Origin of the sequence: Micromonospora sp. DT68, from assembly GCF_049847245.1 — a bacterium.
In the GTDB taxonomy this organism is placed as follows: domain Bacteria; phylum Actinomycetota; class Actinomycetes; order Mycobacteriales; family Micromonosporaceae; genus Micromonospora; species Micromonospora profundi.
Map to the genome: position 1 here is coordinate 177285 of NZ_JBNCNZ010000008.1, position 21975 is coordinate 199259.

The window sequence follows — 21975 nt, forward strand, 5'->3', positions numbered from 1 at the left end:
GAGGCCCGGTGGCCTTTCCGTACCCGCAGAGCCCGCAGGCTTTGCCGACGCCCGGCCCCCGCCCGTCCGCGCAGGGGCTCTACGACCCGGCGCATGAGCACGACGCCTGCGGGGTGGCCTTCGTAGCGGACCTGCACGGCCGACGCTCACACTCGGTCGTCGCCAACGGGCTCGGAGCGCTCTGCCGGCTGGACCATCGCGGCGCCCGCGGCGCGGAGCCCAACACCGGCGACGGGGCCGGCATCATGATCCAGGTCCCGGACGCGTTCCTGCGCGCGGTGGCCGACATCAAGCTTCCGCCTGCCGGCGAGTACGCCACCGGCCTGGTCTTTCTCCCCGACAACGACGACGACGAGGCTCGCGCCCGCCGGGTCATCGAGAAGTACGCGGTGGTCGAGGGGGCCGACGTCCTCGGCTGGCGGGACGTGCCGGTGGAGCCGTCCGGGCTCGGCGAGACCGCCCTGGCGGCGATGCCCCGGGTTCGGCAGGTCTTCCTGGCCGCACGTCGGCTCACCGACTCGCCCGCCGGCCGGGCCGGCACCCCGCTGCGCGACATCGACCTGGACCGGGTGGCGTTCTGCCTGCGTAAGCAGGCCGAGCGGGAGAGCGCCGAGCGGGGCGTGCCGGCGTACTTCCCGTCGCTGTCCAGCCGGACCATCGTCTACAAGGGCATGCTCACGCCCGATCAGCTGCCGGAGTTCTTCCCGGACCTGCGCGACGAGCGGGTGGACAGCGCGATAGCGCTCGTGCACTCCCGGTTCTCCACGAACACGTTCCCGTCCTGGCCGTTGGCGCACCCGTACCGGTTCATCGCCCACAACGGCGAGATCAACACGATCCGCGGTAACCGCAACTGGATGCAGGCCCGTGAGGCGCTGCTGCGCTCGCCGAACCTACCGGGCAACATCCGGCGGGTCTTCCCGGTCTGCACCCCTGCCGCCTCGGACTCGGCGAACTTCGACGAGGTCCTGGAGCTGCTGCACCTGGCCGGGCGGAGCCTGCAACACGCGGTGCTCATGATGATCCCCGAGGCGTGGGAGAACGATCCCGGCATGCAGCCGGACAAGCGGGCCTTCTACCGCTTCCACGCGAGCCTGATGGAGCCGTGGGACGGGCCGGCGTCGGTGGCGTTCACCGACGGCGAGATCGTCGGCGCGGTGCTGGACCGCAACGGGCTGCGCCCGGGGCGTTGGTGGCAGACGGACGACGGCCTTGTCGTGCTGGGCTCCGAGGCGGGCGTGCTCGACCTCGACCCGGCCCACGTGGTCGCCAAGGGGCGGCTCCAGCCGGGAAAGATGTTCCTCGTCGACACCGCCGCCGGCCGGATCGTGCACGACGACGAGATCAAGTCCGAGTTGGCCGCCGCGCAGCCGTACGGCGAGTGGCTGCACGCCGGGCTGATCGAGCTGGACGACCTGCCGGCTCGCGAGCACACCGTCTACACCCACGACTCGGTCCGCCGCCGCCAGCAGACCTTCGGCTACACGCAGGAGGAGCTGAAGATCCTCCTCGCGCCGATGGCCCGTGCCGGTGCCGAGCCGATCGGCTCGATGGGAACGGACACCCCGATCTCGCCGCTGTCCACCCGGCCGCGGCTGCTCTACGACTACTTCCACCAGCTCTTCGCCCAGGTGACGAATCCGCCGCTGGACGCCATCCGCGAGGAGCTGGTGACCAGCCTGGCGTCGACGATCGGGCCGGAGGGCAACCTGCTCGACCCGAACGCGGCGAGCTGCCGGCAGATCGTGCTGCCGCACCCGATCATCGACAACGACGAGCTGGCGAAGATCCTCTCCATCGACGAGGACGGTGACCTGCCCGGCTTCAAAGCGGTCCGGGTCTCCGGCCTGTACCGGGTCCGGGAGGGCGCCGCAGGCATCAAGGCCCGGCTGACCGAGATCTGCCGGCACGTCTCCGAGGCCATCGAGGACGGCGTGCGCATCCTGGTGCTCTCCGACCGGGACTCCAACGCCGATCTCGCGCCGATCCCGTCGCTGCTGCTGACCGCCGCAGTGCACCAGCACCTGGTGCGTGAGCAGACCCGTACGCAGGTGGCGTTGATCGTGGAGTCCGGCGACTGCCGGGAGGTGCACCACGCGGCTGTCCTGATCGGGTACGGCGCGGCGGCGGTCAACCCGTACCTGGCGTTCGAGTCGGTCGAGGACATGATCGCCACCGGCGCGCTGACCGGCGTCGAGCCGGCCGTCGCGGTGCGCAACTACGCCAAGGGGCTCGGCAAGGGCGTCCTGAAGATCATGTCGAAGATGGGCATCTCGACTGTCTCGTCGTACTGCGGTGCCCAGGTCTTCGAGGCGGTCGGGCTGGACACCCGGCTGATCGAGCGCTACTTCCGGGGCACGCCCAGCCGCATCGGCGGGGTGGGCCTTGCGGGTGTGCACGCCGAGGTGGCCGCCCGGCACGCCCAGGCCTGGCCGCCGGCCGGCACCCCGGTCTCCGACCGGCTGGAGGTCGGCGGCGAATACCAGTGGCGCCGTGAAGGTGAGCTGCACCTGTTCAACCCGGAGACGGTCTTCCTGCTCCAGCACGCCACCCGCAGTCGGCAGTACGACGTCTTCCGGAAGTACACGGCGAAGGTCGACGCTCTCGCCGCGCAGGCCGGCTCGTTGCGCGGGCTGTTCACCCTGCGTACCGGGGTCCGTCCGGCGGTGCCGATCGAGGAGGTCGAGCCGGCCACCGAGATCGTCAAGCGGTTCGCCACCGGCGCCATGTCGTACGGGTCGATCTCGGCGGAGGCGCACGAAACGCTCGCCATCGCGATGAACCGCCTCGGCGGCAAGTCCAACACCGGCGAGGGCGGCGAGGACGTCGACCGGCTGCACGACCCGCTGCGCCGCTCGTCGGTCAAGCAGATCGCCAGCGGCCGGTTCGGCGTGACGAGCGAATACCTTGTCAACGCCGACGACCTCCAGATCAAGATGGCCCAGGGCGCCAAGCCCGGCGAGGGTGGCCAACTGCCCGGCAACAAGGTCTGGCCGTGGATCGCCCGTACCCGGCACGCCACCCCCGGCGTGGGCCTGATCTCGCCGCCGCCGCATCACGACATCTACTCCATCGAGGACCTCGCCCAGCTGGTCCACGACCTCAAGTGCGTCAACCCGGCCGCCCGGGTGCACGTCAAGCTGGTCAGCGAGGTCGGTGTGGGCACCGTCGCCGCGGGCGTGGCCAAGCTCAAGGCCGACGTCATCCTGATCTCCGGTCACGACGGCGGCACCGGTGCGTCCCCGCTGAACTCGCTCAAGCACGCCGGCACCCCGTGGGAGCTGGGGCTCGCCGAGGCGCAGCAGACGTTGCTGCTCAACAAGCTGCGCGACCGGGTCACGGTGCAGGTCGACGGCCAGCTCAAGACCGGCCGGGACGTGCTGATCGCGGCGCTGCTCGGCGCTGAGGAGTTCGGCTTCGCGACCGCGCCGCTCATCGTCTCCGGCTGCGTGATGATGCGGGTCTGCCACCTGGACACCTGCCCGGTGGGCATCGCCACCCAGAACCCGGTGCTGCGGGAGCGGTACACGGGCACCCCTGAGTTCGTGGAGAACTTCTTCCTGTTCCTCGCCGAGGAGGTCCGCGGCTACCTGGCCGAGCTGGGCTTCCGGTCGATCGAGGAGGCGATCGGGCAGACCGAGTTGCTCGACGTGGCCCCGGCGGTGACGCACTGGAAGGCGCACGGGCTCGACCTCGCGCCGGTCCTGCACCTGCCGGAGCTGCCCGCCGGCGCGGCCCGCCGTGGCGTACGCGCCCAGGACCACGGCCTGGACCAGTCCCTGGACAACGAGCTGATCGCGCTCGCGCAGCCAGCCCTGTCCGCGGGTGCGCCGGTGCGGGTCGAGGTGGCGGTGCGCAACGAGCACCGCAGCGTCGGGGCGATGCTCGGCGGTGAGGTGACCCGCCGGTTCGGTGGCGAGGGGCTGCCCGACGACACCATCGAGTTCGTGTTGCACGGCACCGCCGGGCAGTCGTTCGGCGCGTTCCTGCCGCACGGGGTGACCCTGCGGCTGCACGGCGACGCCAACGACTACGTGGCCAAGGGCCTCTCCGGTGGGCGGATCGTCGTCCGCCCGGACGCCGCCGCGCCGTTCCTCGACGCCGACGCCACACCGGGCGAGCGCGCCGAGGACCAGATCATCGCCGGCAACACCATCCTGTACGGGGCCACCGCCGGTGAGGTCTTCCTGCGGGGCCGGGTGGGGGAGCGGTTCGCGGTGCGCAACTCCGGCGCTGTCGCAGTGGTCGAGGGTGTGGGCGACCACGGCTGCGAGTACATGACCGGCGGGACGGTGGTGGTGCTCGGCGCGACCGGCCGTAACTTCGCCGCAGGCATGTCCGGCGGTACGGCGTACGTGCACCGGCTGGACCGGGCCCGGGTCAACGCGGAGCTGGTCGACCTGACGCCGCTGGGTGAGCAGGAGCAGGCGCTGCTGCACGAACTGGTCCAGCGGCACGTGGCCGAGACCGGCTCGTCGGTCGCCGAGGAGTTGCTCAAGCGCTGGCCGGAGGCGGTGGCCGAGTTCACCGCCGTGGTGCCCCGCGAGTACCGCCGGGTGCTGGAGATCATGCGGGCCGCCGAAGCCGCCGGCCGCGATGTCGACGACGCGGTGATGGGCGCGCTCAGCGCACCCTCTGCCGCGCCCGTTCCGCCCGCTTCGCGGGTGGTCGCCCAGGAGGTGGCCCGTGCCTGACCCGAACGGTTTCCTGCGCTACGACCGGCGACTGCCGGCCCGCCGCCCGGTGTCGGTGCGGATCAGCGACTGGCGTGAGGTGTACCCACCGGCCGGCGAGGAACTGGTCCGCGAGCAGGCCACCCGGTGCATGGACTGCGGCATCCCGTTCTGCCACGACGGCTGTCCGCTGGGCAACCGGATCCCGGACTGGAACGACCTGGTCCGCACCGGTAGCTGGGACGCCGCAGTGGAGTCGCTGCACGCCACCAACAACTTCCCGGAGTTCACCGGCCGGCTCTGCCCGGCGCCCTGCGAGGCGGCCTGCGTGCTGGGTATCGCCGGCGGGCAGCCGGTGACCATCAAGCAGGTGGAGGTGGAGATCGCCGACGCCGCCGCGGCGCGTGGCCTGACGCCGCTGCCGGTACCGCCGCCGTCCGGCCGGTCGGTCGCTGTGGTCGGCTCCGGGCCTGCGGGCCTGGCCGCCGCCCAGCAACTGGCCCGCGCCGGTCACGCGGTGACTGTGTACGAGCGCGACGACGCGATCGGTGGTCTGCTCCGGTACGGCATTCCGGACTTCAAGCTGGAGAAGCGGCACATCGACGTCCGGTTGGCGCAGCTCGCCGCCGAGGGGGTGCGCTTCCGCACCGGTGTGAACGTCGGCGTGGACGTCACCGCCGAGCAGTTGCGCGCCGAGCACGACGCGGTGCTGCTGGCCTGCGGCGCGTTGCAGGGCCGGGACACTCCGGAGACCCCGGGGCGGGCGCTGCGGGGCGTACACCAGGCGATGGCGCATCTGGTCGCGGCCAATCGTGCGGTCGCCGCAGCGGGCACCGACAAGCCTGACGGCGCTGTCACCACCGGCGAGGGCCGGACGGCCCGCGCGGTGCTGCCGGACGGCACTCCTATCGACGCGGCCGGCAAGCACGTGGTGATCATCGGCGGCGGTGACACCGCCGCTGACTGCCTCGGTGTCGCGCACCGGCAGGGTGCCGCGGGCGTGCACCAGCTCGACCTGTACCCGCAGCCGCCCGGCGAGCGCGACGAGGCACGGGACCCGTGGCCGACCTGGCCGTGGGTCCTGCGCAGCTACCCGGCGCACGAGGAGGGCGGCGATCGGGTCTTCGCGGTGGCGGTGCAGGAGTTCGTGGACGACGGCACCGGTCAGGTGCGGGCGGTCCGGATCGCCGAGGTGACTGTGGAGAAGCACGACGATCGACGGGTGGTCACAGTGGTGCCCGGCTCCGAGCGGGAGTTGCCGGCGGATCTGGTGCTGTTGGCGATCGGCTTCGAGGGCACCGAGCAGCAGCCGCTGTTGGCCCAGTTCGGGGTGACCCGCAACTCCCGGGGTGCGATCGACGCCCGCGACGACTGGCAGACCGACGTCGACGGCGTGTTCGTGGCCGGCGACATGCACCGGGGAGCCTCGCTGATCGTCTGGGCCATCGCCGAGGGTCGTGCGGTGGCCGCCGCCATCCACGGCTTCCTGGGTGGTGCGGGGGCGCTGCCGGCACCGGTCGGCCCGGCCGCGCAGGCCCTCGCCGCTCGCTGATCCCAGGGCGTAACCAGGTCACGGTCCGGCCGGCGCGGCAGCTTCTGCCCGCTGGCCGGCTGAGACAGCGGTCACCCCCGGCTGCCCTCCTACGGGGCAGGGCACCTGCCGGCGCTGGTCAACTGGATCGAGCGGGTCCACACCGGGCTCGTGACAGCCGGTGAGGACTATCCCTTCCTGCTGTACGGCACCGACTGGCTGGCCTTCGCCCACCTGGTGCTGGCGGTGGCGTTCTGGGGGCCGCTGCGTGACCCGGTGCGCAACGTCTGGGTGGTGCAGGTCGGCATGATCGCCTGCGCGGGGATCGTCCCGCTGGCGCTGATCTGCGGCCCGATCCGCGACATCCCCTGGTTCTGGACGCTTGTCGACCTGTCCTTCGCCGTCGGGGCGTTCCCGCCGCTCTGGTTCGCCTACCGGCACATCCGTGCCGTCGAAGCGAGCATGGCCGAGCCGGCAGGTGCCCCGGCAACTTTGGGACGGTAGGCGCCCGCCCGCCCGCCTCGCCCGCCTGCCCCGCGGTCCCGCCCGCCAACGCCGGGGTTGCCGCTGACGCAAGCCCGGGCCGAGCCGGGCTCACCACCCGTGACGATCCCGCCCGCCCGGGGGCATCTGCGCGCGTCCTTTGCTCTGCTTCAACCCACGCAACAGTCGATCACGATTTTTGTTGCGTCAGTTGAAGCAGAGCAAAGGATGTGTGGGGATGCCACCGAGCCGGCGGCAGCACCGGGCTGGGGACGGCGACGAGCCGGTGCGGGCTGTGGCGTGCTTAAAGGTGCGGCCGTTCCGCTGAAGGTCCAGGTTGGACGTGCGGAAGGCCCGCCGCGTGCGGCGGCGGGCCTTCCGAGTCGACGGTCGAGGTCGACGGTCGAGGTTGAGGGACTAGCTAGTGCGACAGCAGGTCGTGGGCTTCGCGGATCTTGGCCCAGGACTTCGGCTCGGTGGGCGGGCTGGCCTTGCGGGCGACACCTGCCACGTCGGGCCGTCCGGCGGTGAACAGCCAGGTGGTGAAGAGGTCGTCCAGGTCCAGTCCGGAGATCCGCTCGGCGAGGGCCTGGAACTGCGCGATGGTGCCGTTGCCGTAGCGATGCTCGGCGGTCCAGGCCGGCAGGATCGCGAAGAACGCATCGTCGCCGACCGCCAGCCGGAGCTGGTGCAGGGCCATCGCGCCCCGGTTGTAGACGGCGTTGTCGAAGATCCGTGCCGCACCCGGGTCGCCCGGCAGCACCTGCCAGAACTCCGAATCGGCCGGGTAGCTGGCGTAGGTGAAGTCGAAGACCTCCTGCGCGGTGCCCTCGCCCTGCTCCTCCGACCACAGCCACTCGGCGTACGAGGCGAAGCCTTCGTTGAGCCAGATGTCGCGCCACCCGGTCACCGACACCGAGTCACCGAACCACTGGTGGGCGTTCTCGTGGACCACCACGTACGTGTTGGCGCCGCGCCGCCAGAAGCCCGGGCCGTACACCGGTCGGGTCTGCGTTTCCAGGGCGAAGCTGATGCCGTCGACAGGCCCGGCCACGCCACCCTGCGCCTCGAACGGGTACGGGCCGAAGATCCCGCTGCACCAGTCGACGATCTCGCCGGTCCGCTCGATGCTGGCCCGCGCGGCCGGCCCGAGCGCGCCCAACGACGTGCTGTACGCGTTGATCACCGGCTGGCCGCCGGGCGTGGTGTCGGTGACGATGTCGTACTGGCCGATGGCCATGAAGGCCAGGTAGGTGGCGGTGGGGGAGGTGGTCCGCCAGATCCACCGGGTGCGGTTGCCGGGCTCGGCCAGCGGTGGCCGGGGCTGCACGCCGTTGCTGATCACCTCGACGCCGGTGGGCACCGAGACGGAGATGTCGAATGTGGCCTTGTCCAGGGGGTGGTCGTTGCTCGGGAACCACCACCAGGCCGACTCGGGCTCGTTGACAGCGAGCGCCCCGTCGTCGGTGCGCGTCCAGCCGGTGTAGCCGCCGATGAGCGTCTCGGACGGGATTCCGTTGTAGCGCACCACGATCGTCAGCTGCTGGCCCCGGGTGATCGTGCGGGCCGGGGTGACCACCAGCTCGTGCGCGCCCTCGGTGCTGGTGCTGGCCTCCCAGCCGTTCACCCGCACCGACTCGACGTCGAGCAGGAAGTCCAGGTTGAACCGGGAGAGGTCCTGTGTCGCGGTGGCGAGGATCGTTGTGGTGCCGGTGAGCAGGTCGGTGGCAGGCTCGTAGCGCAGCCGGACGTCGTAGTGCGAGACGTCGTAGCCGCCGTTGCCGTAGTCGGGGAAATAGCTGTCGCCCAGGCCGCGCGCGCCGGATTGCGGCGCGACCATGACGCTGGGCCGCCCCCAGGCGGTCGGCGCGGCCTGGCCGGGGGTGCCGGCGAGCATGGTGCCGGCGGTGGTGAGGGTCAGGGCGGCGGTGGCCGCCGTGAGGATTCGTCGCACCGGGTGGACTCCCTCCATCGAGTGTTCGCCAGGCCAACCTAATCGACGACCGTGAACGTCGCTGGCCCGCCGCGCGGTGCTGACGAGCTATTCCATTGATCTGCATGTTTCGCTAGCATTACCGCCTAGTAACAACTGTTCCGTCCCTGGCCACGCGCGCGGTCGCAGGATCCACCACCCCTGTCCTGTGGAGGTCCGTCATGCCCCACCGCCCGCTGGCCCGCGCCCTCGCCGCGCTTGTCGCCCTCTTCGCCGCCGCCCTCGGCGCCGTGCTGGTTCCCGGCACCGCGCAGGCTGCCGCCGTCAACTACGTCGCGCTCGGCGACTCCTACTCCTCAGGTGTCGGCGCCGGCCCGTACGACACGTCCGGTTGCCTGCGCAGCCAGAAGTCGTACGCCCCGCTCTGGGCGGCCGCCCACGGCGTGACCAGCTTCAACTTCCGGGCCTGTGGCGGCGCGGTCACCGCCGACGTCCTCAACGACCAGGTGAGTGCGCTCAGCGCCAGCACCACACTTGTCACGATCACCATCGGTGGCAACGACGCCGGCTTCGTAAACGTCATCACCAGTTGCCGGTTCGGCAGCACGTCGTCCTGCACCAACGCCGTCAACACCGCAAAGACCTTCGCCACCTCGACGCTGCCCGCCCGGCTCGACGCCACGTACGCCGCAATCCGCAACCGGGCGCCCAACGCCCGACTGATCGTCCTCGGCTACCCGCGCCTGTTCGAGACGAACTCCTGCGGTCTGCTGGCGATGAGCACCTACAAGCGCACCATCCTCAACGAGGCGGCCGACGTGCTCGCCTCGGTCACCGCGAGCCGGGCCAGCGCGGCCGGCGCCACCTTCGCCGACACCCGCGGCTACTTCTCCGGGCACGGCGTCTGCGCCGGCGACCCGTGGATCAACGACATCTCGGGGATCATCGAGGCCTACCACCCGGACGCCGACGGCTACCGCTACGGCTACCTGCCGGCGCTGAACGCGGTCACCGGCTGACCCGCACACAGTGCCTGGCGGTCGACGGTCCACCGCGGACCGTCGACCGCCGCGCGCCGACCCGAACCGTGTGCGCCGCGTCGGTACTGTGCCGGTGTCACCGCCGTCCGTTAGGGTTTCGGCGAACCGGACGGCCGTGGCGTGGGAGGCAGAGCGTGGGCAGGCTCGCGTCGGCGTACGGGCAGGCGGTCACCGCCCACCGGGCGGCCCGCGTCCACCTCGACACCGCCCGGGGCGCGCTCGGCGTGGCGCCGCCCCCGACCACACAGTCCGGCGAGTCCGACCTGGTGGCGCGCCTCGCGCGTCTCGGCGGCGCGCTTGCCACTCCCACCCCGGGGGCCACCGGGCTGACCGACGTGCCGGCCCCCGTGCGCGTCGGCGAGGCGTCCACACCGGACGGCGGTTTCCCGGTGCTCGTGCCACTCGGCGGCGGTCACCACCTCGCCCTGGACACCGACGCCCGCGACGGCCGGGTCGCCGCGCTGCTGCGGGCGCTGGTGCTGCGGGTTGTCGCCACCGCGCCGCCCGGCCACGTCCGGGTCGCCGGCATCGACACCACCGCGCTGGGCGCGACCTTCGGCCCGCTGCGCCCGCTGCTCGACGCCGGCGTCCTCGACCCGCCGGCCACCGCCGACGCCGAGGTGAGCGCCCTGCTGGACGCCGCCGAACGGCACGCCCGCGCCGCGCAGCACGCCGAACCGCACACCCGGCGGTTGCTGCTCGTGGTGGCCACCGCCGCCCCACCGCCGCGCGAGCTGGCGCGACTCGCCGCGCTCACCCACGCCGGCCCGGCCGCCGCCGTCTGCGTGCTGCTCGCCGGCCACCCCTCCCGGCTGCCCGGCGAGACCTCGCCGCCGCTGGGCGGCACCACCGCCATCCGGCTCACCGAGGGGTACGCGCACGTCGGCGATCCGCCCGGCACCCCGTTCAGCGCCGACGGGCAGGGCCTCGCCGCACCCGTGCGGCTCGACGGCGATCCGCCTCCCGCCTCGGTACGCGCGCTCGCCGAGCACCTCGGCGCCGCCGCCCGCCGCACCGAAGCGCTGCCCTTCGCCGAGTTGCTGCCCGAGCGGCGCTGGGCCGAATCCGCAGGCAACGGCCTGCGGACCGTCATCGGCCGTGCCGGCTCCGGCCCGCTGACCGCAGCCGTCAGCACCCCGCTGACTGGTGCCTTCGACACTCCGCTGACTGTCGCCTTCGACGACGCCACCCCGCACTGGCTGGTGGGCGGGCGCACCGGTGCCGGCAAGACGGTCTTCCTCCTCGACGTCCTCTACGGGCTGGCCGCCCGCTACTCACCGGCCGAGCTTCAGCTCTACCTGCTGGACTTCAAGGAGGGCGTCAGCTTCACCGAGTTCGTGCCCACCGGGCGTGACCCGTCCTGGCTGCCGCACGCCCGCGCCGTCGGCATCGAATCCGACCGGGAGTACGGCCTCGCCGTCCTTCGTGAACTGCGCCGGGAGGCACAGCGTCGGGCCACCACATTCAAACGGCACGGCGTCACCAAACTCGCCGACCTGCCCCCGGCCAACGCGCTGCCGCGCATCGTGGCCGTCATCGACGAGTTCCATGTACTGCTCGCCGGCAACGACGCGCTTGCCCGCGAATCCGTCGACCTGCTGGAGGAGTTGGCCCGCAAGGGGCGTTCCTACGGCGTGCACCTGGTGTTGGCCAGCCAGAGCATGACCGGCATCGAGGCGCTCTACGGGCGGGCCGAGGCGATCTTCGGGCAGTTCGCGTTGCGGGTGGCGCTGCCCGGCGGGGGTGGGGTGCTCGACCCGCTCAACGACGCGGCGGCGGCCCTGCCGATCGGCTCCGCCGTTGTCAACACCGCAGCCGGCGCGGTAGGCGCCGACACGGTGCTGCGTTTCCCCGACGCGCACGCCGCCGCCGCCGACCTCACCGCGCTGCGCCACGAGCTGTGGCAGGCACGCCCGCAGGGCTCGCGCGCACCGGCGGTCTTCAAGGGGTACGAGGCGGCGCGCGTCGAGGACGATCCCACGTTCACCGGGTTGCGCCCCGGTGGCCGCCGCCCGATGGCCCTTGTCGGCCGGACTGTCGACGTACACGGCACCACAGCGCTCTTCCTCATGGACAGCACCCCGGGCCGGCACCTCGCCGTCGTCGGCACCACACCGGGCGGCGCGGACGTGCTGCGCGCCGCCACACTCAGCCTGGCCCGCCAGCACACCCCCGGCGACGCCCGGTTCCAGCTCGCCTCGCTGGTCAGCGCCGCCGACCCGGTCGCCGACGAGGCCGAAGCCGCCCTGCGGGCCGCCGGTCACCCGGTGCACCGCCTGGACACCGCCGGGTTGCGTGACCGGATCGCCGCCTTGGCCGCCGAGTCGTCCGGGCGCGAATACCTTGTGGTGTTCGGCATGGACGCCGCCGCGCCGGCCCTCACGGCGGCCGACCCGGTGACCTTCCGCTCCGGCCTGGACGACCTGCGTACCCTGCTGCGCCACGGCCCCGCCCAGGGTGTGCACCTGCTCGGCTGGTGGCGTGGGCTGCGCCGGCTCGCCGACGACCTCGGCGGCACGCAGAACCGCGACGACGTCGCCTGCCTCGTCGCGCTCAACGTGCCCGGTCCGGAGCTGGCCCTGCACCTGGGGGTGCACGACCTGGCCTACACGCCGCGCGCCGACCGGGCGCTGCTTGTCGACAGGCACGACCAGCGGACCAGATTGATCGTGCCGTTCGCCCGGGACGGGCACGAGCCGGACGGGGAGCGGTGACGGTGTCCTTCGAGGAGTACGCGGCGTTGGCCCGACAGCTCGCCGAGCAGCGCCGCACCGGCGAGCGGGACGCCGCTGCCGAGTCCGAACGCCGTCGCGACCTGCACGCCACCGCCGACTACCTGCACCAGCGGCTGACCGCCCAGGGGCACCGCCTCGACCAGCTCGGCCGCGCGATCGGCATCGACCAGCCGCCGGCCGGCCCGCCACCCGGGCCGGGCAACGACGCGCCCACGTCGGGTGCGGGCACTCCGTTTGGCCCGCCACCGGCAACCGGGTCCTCCGCCACCTGGCCCGGCCCGCCCACCGCACCCGGATCGGGGAACGGCGGGTCCGCCGGCGCAGCCGGCCCGCCGGGGCGGTCAGGTGTCGAGGCGTACCCCCAGATGCCCGAGGCGCGGCTGGCCCTGCCGACGGCGGCGAGCCCGGCGGGCGGCGGGGTGCCGGCGCAGCGCGCGGCGGCGGTCGACCCGGCGATGGAGCTGGAGCTGGCGCGGCGGATGGCCGACGAGGCGGACCGGCACGGGCAGCAGGCCGAGTTGCTGGCCCAGCGGCCGGCGCTGCTGCCGACGTGGTCGCCGCTGGCGCGGGCGGTCGCCGTCTACGCCGGCTGCGGGGCGGCCGCCGGGGTGCTCATGCTGACGCTTGTGCTCGCCTCCGGGGTCGGCCTTGTCGACGGCTTCACCCTCGGCGCGTGGATCTGTGCCGGGCTGCCGGCGCTGGCGTTCTTCGGCGGATACCTGGTGCTGGGCCGGTGGGGGAGGGCCCAGACGGTGGCCGGAACCCCACCGCGCTACCTGCCGCTGGGGTTTCTGATCTGCTTCCTGCTGGTGCCGCTGGGCTACTGCGCCTACCTGCTGCTGTTCCGCGCGCTGCGCTGAGCGCTCCCGGCCCGCCCCAGCTCGGTCAGCTCCTGATCCAGCAGGTCAGCCAGGCGCTCGAACCGGTCCGGGTGGTTCTCCCTGGTGATTCCCCGGCTGGGCATCTCGACTGTCATCAACAGGTACAGGTGCAGGCGGTAGAGGCTGAGTCGTCGCAGGGCGGCCTCGTCGAAGACCACCGGGTCGGGCGCGGCGGCGCGGTAGCCCCGCAGGAACGGGTGGTCGGGGTCGTCCTCGATCCGCCGGTACAGCACTGGGGACACCAGGTCCATCAGCGGATCGCCGAAGAGGAACCGCTCGCCGTCGACTATTCCGCGCAGGCGCAGGGCGCCAGCGGTGTCGGCGTCGGCTTCGGCGGGTTTGGGTTCGGGTTCGGCGAGCAGGTTGCCGTCCCAACCGTCGAAGTGCAGCAGCGCCGGCCGGCGTACCTCGTCCAGAGCTGACGCGTACCGCTCGGGCAGCTCGCGGATCCGTGCCGGCGAGGTGGGCAGCGGCACGTCCCAGTCCACCGCGTCGGCGAGCAGGCCGTCGAGCATGGCGGCGAAGGCCTCGCGCCACGTTGCGCCGCTGGCCCGGCCGCCGTCGTACCCGTAGCGGTCGCCGCTGACCCGGTGCAGGGCGGCGATCGCGGCACCGAAGTCGTACCGGGCCGGGGAATCGTCGAGGTGCCGCTCCGACGCCGACCACTCCCAGAGCGACCGTCCCGGCAACAGGCCGCTGACCAGCCACTCGCCGAGGTCCGGATCGTTGCCGTGGTACAGCAGCGGTGGCACCGGCACCTGCGGCGCGTACGTGGCCACCAGGTGGAAATACCGGGCTTCGGCCCCGCACAGGCCCTGCTCGTAGCGCAGCAGCGGTGCGTCGGGCGGCGGCGCCACCTTCAACACCACAGCGCGCCCGTCGTCGAGCGCCACCTGCCACACCGTCGCGAAGCCGCCCCCTTCGAGCCGCCCGCAGTCCACCACCCGGCGGTCCGCGCCGAAGGACGCCTCGACGAAACACTGCACCTGATCGCGGTCCAGTGACCGCTGGGTGCGGCTGAGCCCTTCCACCTGTCGTCCCCGCCTCCCCGTCGTGACGCCCGTCAGAGTGCCAGAACCGTCGGAAAATCATCGCCCCGCTCGTGTCGCTGTCGACAGGCGGTGCGATTCGATAGGCTTCCTGGTATGACCGGATCGGTGAGCAAGAAGTCGTTCTCGCTTCCGCAGGATGTGGCTGAGCGCTTGGAGCGTGAGCCCAACGCCAGCGCGTACGTCGTCGACACCATCCGGGCACGGATGCGCGCCGAGGATCTCGACGCCGAGTTGGCCCGTCGGGGCATGACCGTGACGGCGGAGGGACAGGCCCGCGCCAGGGCCCAACGGGCTCACGTCGAACAGGAGTGGTCGCCTGGTCGACGCGCCGCGCTGCGTGACCGTTCCCGCCGCGCCGCGGCAGACCTGCTCGACGGCTCCGGCAGCCAAGCCCCGGCGGCATGACGAGTGCCGACGCGCCGGCGATCCGGCTGATACTGGATCGGTCCGCGCTGCTGGCCTACGTGGCCGGGTCCATGGACGTCGCCGAGCCCCTCCACGAGGTTGCCCACGACGGGGTCCGGTTCGGTGTGCCGGCGGTGGTGGCGGCCGAGGCGTTGGCGCTGGTGGACGATCCGGGCGATCGTGCGGTGTTGCACCGGCTGCTCGAACGTCCCGCCTGCGCGGTGCTGCCGACCTGGGGTGAGGACTGGCAGGAGTTGGCGTACTGGCGCGTGGTCACCGGTCGGGTCGACCTTGCCGCCGCCGTGATGGCTGTCCTGGAGCATGACGCCTCGGTGCTGACCAGCGAGGGTAAGGCGTACGGCGACGGCGGTGACCTGCCGGTCATCCGCTTTCCCGGCTAGAGCGTCCGGCCGGCTCAGCGGGTGATGCGGATCGTCTGTTCGAAGTTCGCGTAGTCACAGCCGTTGTCGCCGCAGACCTCGGCGTTTCCGCCGATCAGCGCCTCGCCGTTGTGCAGGACGCGTCCACCCTCTGCCACCCACGCCCGGCCGGACGCGGTTCGCGGCTCACCGGAGCAGGAGAGGGGTGCCCAACCGGAGGCGTACGCCACGGTGTTGCCCGAGCGCTGCCTGATGATCAGCTCGGTGCCGCCGGACATGCCGGCCGGGCAGGTGACGGTGAGGGTGACGTCCAGGGCGACGCCTTTCGCGACGAGGGTCGCGGACGTGACTTCGAGGGTGCTCGCCGCGCTCGCCGGCGACGGCGTCAGCAGGGCGAACAGTGACAACCCGAGCAGTGCGATGGTGGTGGTGATGCGGCGCACGGCGGTTCTCCTGTCAGGAGTGGCTGCTTACCTGCGGTCACCGTATCCGTCGACGGCGCTCACATCCATCAATCGATCGTGGGTTGTTCCGTGGACGTGCGCTCGATGATGACGACCGGGATCTCGCGGTCGGTCTCCTTCTCGTAGCGGGCGTACGTCGGGAAGACCTCGGTCATCACCGGCCACAGCCGGGCCCGCTCCTCGGCGGTCGCCGTACGGGCCCGAGCGGCGAACCGTTCCGCGCCGACCTGGACCTCCACCGCCGGGTCGGCGCTCAGGTTCAGGTACCAGGCGGGGTGCCTGGCAGCGCCGCCGTTGGATGCGACAAGCACGTGGTCGTCGCCGTCGCGGCCGTACATCAACGCGGTGCGGCGCAGCTTGCCCGACCGACGCCCGCGGGTGGTGAGCAGCAGCGAAGGTACGCCGTGGAAGGTGCCCCCGTCGGCGCCGTCGGTCTCGACGTAGCGTCGGATGTGGCTGGCGACCCAGCCGACCGGGCTGTCCTCGATCGTCTCGTGCTGGTCCTGCGTGGTCACGCCATCGCCTCCGTCATCGAACCGGGGCCTGTCGATCAGCCCTGTCGATCATATGTGGAGGGTCGCGTGGTGTGGCCACGTCGTGCGGGGCGTAGGCCCGTGCAGATCAGGTGCGCGAGCGCGGCAGGCAGCACTTCTTGTACTTCGCGCCCGATCCGCACCAGCAGGCGTCGTTGCGGCCGGGCGGCCAGGACGTCAGGCCCACCTCGTCGAGGCTGTCGGCGTACCCGTCGAGGGTTTCCTCGTCGACGGGGTCGTCGCCGGCGAAGGCAGCCAGGCCCTCGACGGTGCCGGCGACCACGCCCAGGTCCGCGCCGCCCAGCCCGGACGCCTCGGTGAGCGCGCGTTCGATCTGGGCGCGATGCTCGTCCCACGTCTTCGGGTAGCTGTCGACAAGCGCGGGCCAGCGCTTCAGCAACGCGGTGAACTCGGCCTCCGGCCAGAACAGCAGCGTCGCCGGGCCGTCGTCGAGCGCTTCGAGGGCGTGGTTGCTCGCGGCGCGTAGCCGGTCGGCGAGGTTGTCGTACTCGTCGTGGGGGAGACCCATCTCCTCGCGCAGGTCGTGTCGCTGCTGAGCCAGGCCGTAGATCATGGCGGCGGCCTCGTCCTGCGCGTCCTCGGAGGTGTGCTGCTGGGTGCGGGTCCGTTCCAGGATCGCGTCGAGCGCCCCGGTGATCCATTCCAGCGCCGTCTCGGCGTGGCCGGATTCGGACAGCTCGTCGATGAGGTACGTGGCGTCGGGGTTGGTCTCCAGCAGGGGACGCAGCTCGGTCAGCTCGGCAAGGCCCTCGTCCTCGCGGTAGAGGCGCAGCAGCAGGCCGCCGCGCACCGCGCGGGCGTACGCGTTCTCGTCGGGCTGTTCGGCGATGGCGCGGGTGGCCAGTGCGAGCGCGTCGGCGAGGTCGCCGGCCTGCTTCAGGATGTCAACCGCGACAAGCAGCGCGTACCCGGTGTCGTCGGGGTCGGCGACCCGTCCCTCGTCGACGGCGCTTACCAGCTCGGCGGCCAGCGCGGCCGGATCCGGGCTGTCGAGGCCCCGGGCGCCGATCTCTTCGATCCGGTCGGCGGTCAGCAGTTCGGACATGGGCGCATTCCTGACGGCGACGAGCGGTGGGCGGGAAAGCGGCAAGCGTACCCCCGGGCAACGCCGGAGCCCGCGACGGCGGGCCGCCGTGGGCTCCGGTGCGCTCAGCGGGTCGCGTGTACGGGAGTCAACTCGCCGGCTACTTCCGACTCGACGACCGTCGTGGTGGTCGGCCGGCGATCGGCCGACGCCCGCCGGGCGGACGGGACGGCGAGGGCCGCGAGCGCGGCGGCGAGTGCGATCCCCGTGAGGACGAGAAACCCGGTGGTGAAGCCGGCCTCCCGGGGAAGTCCGTTGGCCTGCGGGTTCGCGGTGATCACTCCGCTGACCACGGCCGCGCCGATCGCGCCGCCGATGGTGCGGATGTTGGCGTTCATGCCGGTCGCCGCGCCGGTCTGGTTGGCGGGCACGCTGGCGACGATCAGGTTCGCCATCGAGGCGAAGGCCAGGCCGATACCGAGGCCCATGAGGCCACCGGCGATGCCGATCTGCCAGCGGGCGTCGTGCGCGACGGCCAGCATCGCGGCGGCGACCACGTTGAACATGGCGCCGGTGGCGAGCTGCGCCTTCGCGCTGAACACCGCCTGAAGGCGGCTGGCGGCGAGCCCGGCGACGAACATCGCGACGAGCATCGGCAGCAGGAGCAGCCCTGACTGGCCGATGGTGGCGCCGAAGCCGTAGCCGGCCACTGTCGGGGTCTGCACGAACTGCGGCAGGAACGCGTACACGGAGAACATCGACGCGCCGTAGAGCAGGGCGACCAGGTTCGTGGTCCAGACGCCGGGCAGGCGCATCATCCGCATGTCGATCAGTGGGTTGGGCGAGCGCACCTCGGCGACCAGCCAGCCGACAAGCAGCACCACGGCGAGCGCCAGCAGGCCGAGCACCCAGGCGGAGGTCCAGCCCCATGCCCCGCCCTGGCTGATGGGCAGGAGTAGCGCGACAAGCCAGCCGGAGAGCAGGAGGGTGGCGCGCCAGTCGACGCGGCCGGGGCGGCGTACCGGCGACGGCGGCACGAACAGGTAGGCGACCACGGCTGTCAACCCGACAACGACCATCGGGATCCAGAACAGCCAGCGGTAGTTCAGCGAGTCCACGATCGGGCCGGCGAGCACGACGCCGAGCCCACCGCCGACGGCGACGACCGCCGAGATGGCGGCGACCGCGCTGGAGACCCGGGCGGCGGGGAACTCGTCGCGGATGATGCCGAACGACAGTGGGAAGACACCTCCGCCGATGCCCTGCACGACCCGGGCGACGATCAGCACGCCGATGTTCGGCGCGACGGCGGCCACCAGACAGCCGAGGGCGAGCGCGGCGAGCGAGACGACGAGCATCCGCTCCTTGCCGACCATGTCGCCGATCCGTCCGAGGATGGGCGTGAAGATCGAGGCGGAGAGCAGATACGCGGTGAGGACCCAGGTCACTGTGTTCTGGGAGGTGTGCAGGTCCTGCTGGATGGTCGGCAGCACCGGCGTGATCAGCGACTGGAGCATCGCGAAGAACCCGGCGCCAGCGGCGAGCACGGTGAAGGTGAGCCGACGCGAGCTGCGTCGGGAGGTCACTGCCACGAGAAGGGAACTCCCCTGGTTGCGTACGGAACGAGATTTCTGGGCCTGCGGTCTGGTCGCGGAGGCGGAGGCGGCGGGCCCCCGGGCGGTCGGGTGGCCAGACGGATCGGGTGGGCCCGGGGTAAGCTAAGCGGAGGCAAGCCTCCGGGATTTACGGAGGGGTGCCTCCAATAACTTAGCGGAGGGCTGCCTCCGTTTGCAACGGTGAGGTGACCCACGTCATGTCCAGCGGCGGACCGATGCCCGAGGTCTTCGCACGGCGACCCAAACGGGCCGACGCGCGGCGAAACTACGACGCCCTGATCGCCGCCGCGCGCGACGCGTTCGCCGAGAACGGCGCGACCGCCTCCCTGGAGGACGTGGCCCGGCGTGCCGGGGTGGGCATCGGCACGCTCTACCGCAACTTCCCGACCCGGCAGCACCTCTTCGAGGCCGTCTACGTCGAGGAGGTCCGGGCGCTCAGCCGCTCCGCCGAGGACTTCGCCGAACTGCCCCCGTGGGACGCTTTCGTCGCGTGGCTGCACCGCTTCGTCGCGTACGCCGCCACCAAGCGGGCGCTCGCCGAGCAGTTGCTGCACGACTCGGAGATCTTCCGGACCTGCCGTACGGAGATCTACGCGGCCGGCGAGCCGTTGATGTGCCGCGCGCAGGCTGCCGGCGTGGTGCGCGACGACATCGGATTCGACGACGTGCTGCGGCTGATCAGTGGCCTCACCATGGCCCAGTTCCCCTCACCCGGGCAGCGCGACCGGGTGCTCGGCGTGGCCCTCGACGGGCTGCGGCCCCCGGCCCTGACCCGCTGACCGCTCAACGGTCGACGAGTAGCAGCCACTCGTCGTCGAGCTGGTCGACGACAGTTCCCGCCGGCCAGCGGTGACCGCTGTCGACCACCGCCCGAGCCTGCTCGACCTGCGGTGGCCGGCTGAACTGGGCGTCGCGGAAGCTTGCCATGCTGTGGAACCTGGCGCGGCCGAAGTTCGCCGCGTCGGTGAAGCGGGCACCGTCGAACAGCGCCTCCGCGCCGAACACCGTCCAGCGGAACAGCGCCATGCTCGTGAAACGGGTGGCGTGGAAGCTGGCCGACGCCCCGAACTCGGTGTGCTCCATCGACAGCGCCCCGACAAACGTGGCCTCCCGGAACGAGACGGCGTCCTCGAAGCGTGTCGCGTCGAAGCTTGTCGGCTGGCCGAAGCTCGCCCACCGGAACGAGGCCGGGCCGGCGAAGCTGGCCCGCCGGCAGGACAGCCCGTCGAACGCGGCGCCCTCGAAGTCCGCCGAACCGGCGAACCGGGCACCGTCCAGCACGACCTCCCCGTCGGCGTCGAGGCCGTCGAAGACCACGTTGCCGAAAGTCGCCGCCCCGAACAGCAGCGGCCCCCGCGCCGTCGCGCCCGCGAAGCTCGTCACGCCGGTGAACACCGCACGCGTGAAGTCCGCGTCGACGAAAGTGCAGCCGGCCGCGTCGAAGTCGACGAGCGCGGCACCGGTCAGGTCCAGCACGACGTCCGGCCAGTGGTCCGCGGCGTCGGCGCGCAGGTGCCGGGTCAGAACGCGCTGCGCGGTGCGTCGGACCTCCGTCTCGCGCGGCTCGTCGTCCGGCGGCGGCATCCGCAGGTACGCGCACAGCACCGCTACGATCGTCGCCCGCTGCGCCGGATTGTCCTGCCCGAGGCGTTCCAGGGCGTGCAGCCCGCCGAGGCGTACGGCAGCGCTGTCGTTGCCGAGCAGTTCGACAGCGCGGGTGTACAGCTCGGTGAGCCGGCGTTCGACGGCGTCGTGCTCGGCTGACCGGGACTGCCGGTCCTGGTGGAGCTGCGCGGCCTCGGCAACGGACTCGGCGTGCGCCTGTACCCGGTCGCGGTGGGCCTGGTCGCGGGCGGCCACGCTCTCCTGATGCCGTTGCGCGCGCTCGGCGATCCACTGGCGGCGTGCTGCCAGCAGCAGGGCCAGGCCACCGCCGGTGCCGGCGACCACTGTCAGCCCGGTACGGATCGCGTCGATGCGCAGCGTGGCGCGGGTGTCCGGCTGGCCGGCCCGGTCGGCTTCGGTGAGCAGCAGATCGAGCACCAGCCAGCCCAAGGCGACGGCGGCCAGCAGGCCGACCAGGACCAGCCACCACGGCATCACCCGCAGTTGGCGTTCGGGAGGTTCGTCCGCAGCCACGGCCACAGCATGCCAGCCACCAACTCCGTCCGATATGGAGCTTGGTGGTTATGCCCGTTTGCACCCCCGGCGGCACAACGGGTTACCCGCGCGTAACAAGCCATTGACGTTTCCAAATTGTTGCGGGCATCATCGTCGCACGGTCGACCGGACACCCCACCCACCTGCCCGGCTCGCCGGGTGCCTCCCCCCAGAGGTGCCACCATGCTGCTCCGAAAGACCGCCCTCGCCCTTACCCTCGCCACCGCCGCCGTCCTCGCCACCACCACCCCGGCGGCAGCCGCCCCCGCTCCCGCGCCGGCCGTAGCGGCGGCGGCCAGAACCGTCATCGTGGTGGGCGGGCTCAGTGGCATCGCCGTCGCGTACGAGCCGATCGCCAACCGGCTGCGCGCCGACGGCTACCGGACCTTCATCTACCAACTGCCCGGCCTCGGCCTCGGTGACATCCCGGCCTCCGCCCGCGCGTTCGCAGGCTACGTCGAGCAGGTACGTGCCAGCACCGGAGCCTCCACCGTGGACGTCGTCGCCCACTCCGAAGGTGGCCTGGTCAGCCGCTACTACCTCAAACGACTCGGCGGCACTGCCACCATCGGCAGGTACGTCAGCCTCGGCACACCGCACTACGGCACGTACGTGGCGAACATCGTGGCGTTCCTCGGCCTCGGCAGCTGCGCCGGAGTCGTCGCCTGCCAGCAGATGAGCATCGGCTCGGCGTTCCTCGCCGATCTGAACGCCGGCGACGACACGCCGGGCGCGGTGCGCTACACCACCGTCCGCACCCTCCAGGACGAGCTGGTCCGTCCCACCGGCAACGCCGCCGTCAACGACGGGGCGACGAACGTGCTGATCCAGACGTACTGCCCGCTGCGGGTCGTGGGGCACCTCGGCCTGGTGCTCGACGGTACCGCGTACACAATCGTGCGCGGCGCCCTGGCCGACGGCCCGGTGCGACCCAACTGCCTGGCGGTCTGACCGGCGTGGGGGGGGGGCCCCCCGGGCCACCCCCCCCCCCAGGCGGGGGGCCGCGAGACCAGGGAAAAGCCCACAAAAACAAGAACGGGTGTT

Annotated in this window: 16 protein-coding genes and 1 pseudogene; 10 read left to right on the plus strand and 7 right to left on the minus strand. The window is 72.2% G+C overall.

Annotation, left to right across the window (positions count from 1 at the left end; all coding sequences use genetic code 11):
* Positions 1–8 precede the first annotated feature (8 nt).
* From gltB to ACPXB1_RS17355, 3 genes and pseudogenes are all read left to right on the plus strand, one after another.
* Positions 9–4694, plus strand: coding sequence for a glutamate synthase large subunit (gene gltB / locus ACPXB1_RS17345; protein WP_425735520.1), 4686 nt, complete (start codon positions 9–11; stop codon positions 4692–4694).
* Complete coding sequence (locus ACPXB1_RS17350) at positions 4687–6225, plus strand: glutamate synthase subunit beta (RefSeq protein ID WP_355592931.1); 1539 nt, start codon at positions 4687–4689, stop codon at positions 6223–6225. Before gltB ends, ACPXB1_RS17350 begins: the two co-directional genes overlap by 8 nt.
* Before the next feature lie 96 nt (positions 6226–6321).
* A pseudogene (locus ACPXB1_RS17355) lies at positions 6322–6708 on the plus strand (hypothetical protein); the annotation flags it as partial.
* 400 nt (positions 6709–7108) lie between these two features.
* Here ACPXB1_RS17355 and ACPXB1_RS17360 read toward each other — a convergent pair.
* A complete protein-coding gene (locus ACPXB1_RS17360) occupies positions 7109–8641 on the minus strand; it encodes a M1 family metallopeptidase (RefSeq protein WP_355592929.1) in 1533 nt (510 codons plus the stop codon).
* A gap of 200 nt (positions 8642–8841) precedes the next feature.
* Here ACPXB1_RS17360 and ACPXB1_RS17365 point away from each other — a divergent pair, with 200 nt between their 5' ends.
* The 3 genes from ACPXB1_RS17365 to ACPXB1_RS17375 all read left to right on the plus strand — a co-directional run bounded on the left by ACPXB1_RS17365 (position 8842) and on the right by ACPXB1_RS17375 (position 13255).
* A complete protein-coding gene (locus ACPXB1_RS17365; protein WP_355592927.1) occupies positions 8842–9639 on the plus strand; it encodes an SGNH/GDSL hydrolase family protein in 798 nt (265 codons plus the stop codon).
* 155 nt (positions 9640–9794) lie between these two features.
* Positions 9795–12374 carry an FtsK/SpoIIIE domain-containing protein gene (locus tag ACPXB1_RS17370; protein ID WP_425735521.1) on the plus strand — a complete coding sequence of 860 codons (2580 nt, stop codon included), beginning with the start codon at positions 9795–9797 and terminating at the stop codon, positions 12372–12374.
* A gap of 2 nt (positions 12375–12376) precedes the next feature.
* The gene (locus ACPXB1_RS17375; RefSeq protein WP_425735522.1) at positions 12377–13255 is read left to right on the plus strand and encodes a hypothetical protein; all 879 of its coding nucleotides are present in this window, start codon (positions 12377–12379) and stop codon (positions 13253–13255) included.
* Here the strand turns inward: ACPXB1_RS17375 and ACPXB1_RS17380 are convergent.
* Positions 13225–14307, minus strand: coding sequence for a phosphotransferase family protein (locus ACPXB1_RS17380; protein ID WP_355592921.1), 1083 nt, complete (start codon positions 14305–14307; stop codon positions 13225–13227). The genes ACPXB1_RS17375 and ACPXB1_RS17380 overlap by 31 nt on opposite strands.
* 114 nt (positions 14308–14421) lie before the next feature.
* Here ACPXB1_RS17380 and ACPXB1_RS17385 point away from each other — a divergent pair, with 114 nt between their 5' ends.
* Both ACPXB1_RS17385 and ACPXB1_RS17390 read left to right on the plus strand, forming a co-directional pair.
* A complete protein-coding gene (locus tag ACPXB1_RS17385) occupies positions 14422–14733 on the plus strand; it encodes a hypothetical protein (protein WP_355592919.1) in 312 nt (103 codons plus the stop codon).
* Positions 14730–15134: a hypothetical protein gene (locus ACPXB1_RS17390; RefSeq protein ID WP_355592918.1), complete on the plus strand. Its 405-nt coding sequence runs from the start codon at positions 14730–14732 to the stop codon at positions 15132–15134. Before ACPXB1_RS17385 ends, ACPXB1_RS17390 begins: the two co-directional genes overlap by 4 nt.
* Positions 15135–15148: 14 nt before the next feature.
* Here the strand turns inward: ACPXB1_RS17390 and ACPXB1_RS17395 are convergent, their stop codons facing one another.
* The 4 genes from ACPXB1_RS17395 to ACPXB1_RS17410 form a co-directional block, all read right to left on the minus strand.
* Positions 15149–15556: a hypothetical protein gene (locus ACPXB1_RS17395; protein ID WP_355592916.1), complete on the minus strand. Its 408-nt coding sequence runs from the start codon at positions 15554–15556 to the stop codon at positions 15149–15151.
* A gap of 68 nt (positions 15557–15624) precedes the next feature.
* Entirely contained in the window at positions 15625–16092 is a 468-nt protein-coding gene (locus tag ACPXB1_RS17400; RefSeq protein WP_355592914.1) for a nitroreductase family deazaflavin-dependent oxidoreductase, read from the minus strand.
* A gap of 106 nt (positions 16093–16198) precedes the next feature.
* Complete coding sequence (locus ACPXB1_RS17405; protein ID WP_355592912.1) at positions 16199–17176, minus strand: SEC-C domain-containing protein; 978 nt, start codon at positions 17174–17176, stop codon at positions 16199–16201.
* A gap of 104 nt (positions 17177–17280) precedes the next feature.
* The gene (locus ACPXB1_RS17410; RefSeq protein WP_425735523.1) at positions 17281–18747 is read right to left on the minus strand and encodes an MFS transporter; all 1467 of its coding nucleotides are present in this window, start codon (positions 18745–18747) and stop codon (positions 17281–17283) included.
* A gap of 221 nt (positions 18748–18968) precedes the next feature.
* Here ACPXB1_RS17410 and ACPXB1_RS17415 point away from each other — a divergent pair, with 221 nt between their 5' ends.
* Complete coding sequence (locus ACPXB1_RS17415; protein ID WP_209273180.1) at positions 18969–19550, plus strand: TetR/AcrR family transcriptional regulator; 582 nt, start codon at positions 18969–18971, stop codon at positions 19548–19550.
* Between the two features lie 4 nt (positions 19551–19554).
* On the opposite strand, the gene ACPXB1_RS17420 is transcribed toward ACPXB1_RS17415, so the two are convergent.
* A complete protein-coding gene (locus ACPXB1_RS17420; protein WP_425735524.1) occupies positions 19555–20910 on the minus strand; it encodes a pentapeptide repeat-containing protein in 1356 nt (451 codons plus the stop codon).
* A 204-nt stretch (positions 20911–21114) separates the two neighbouring features.
* Here ACPXB1_RS17420 and ACPXB1_RS17425 point away from each other — a divergent pair, with 204 nt between their 5' ends.
* A complete protein-coding gene (locus ACPXB1_RS17425) occupies positions 21115–21882 on the plus strand; it encodes an esterase/lipase family protein (RefSeq protein ID WP_425735525.1) in 768 nt (255 codons plus the stop codon).
* Positions 21883–21975: the final 93 nt, after the last annotated feature.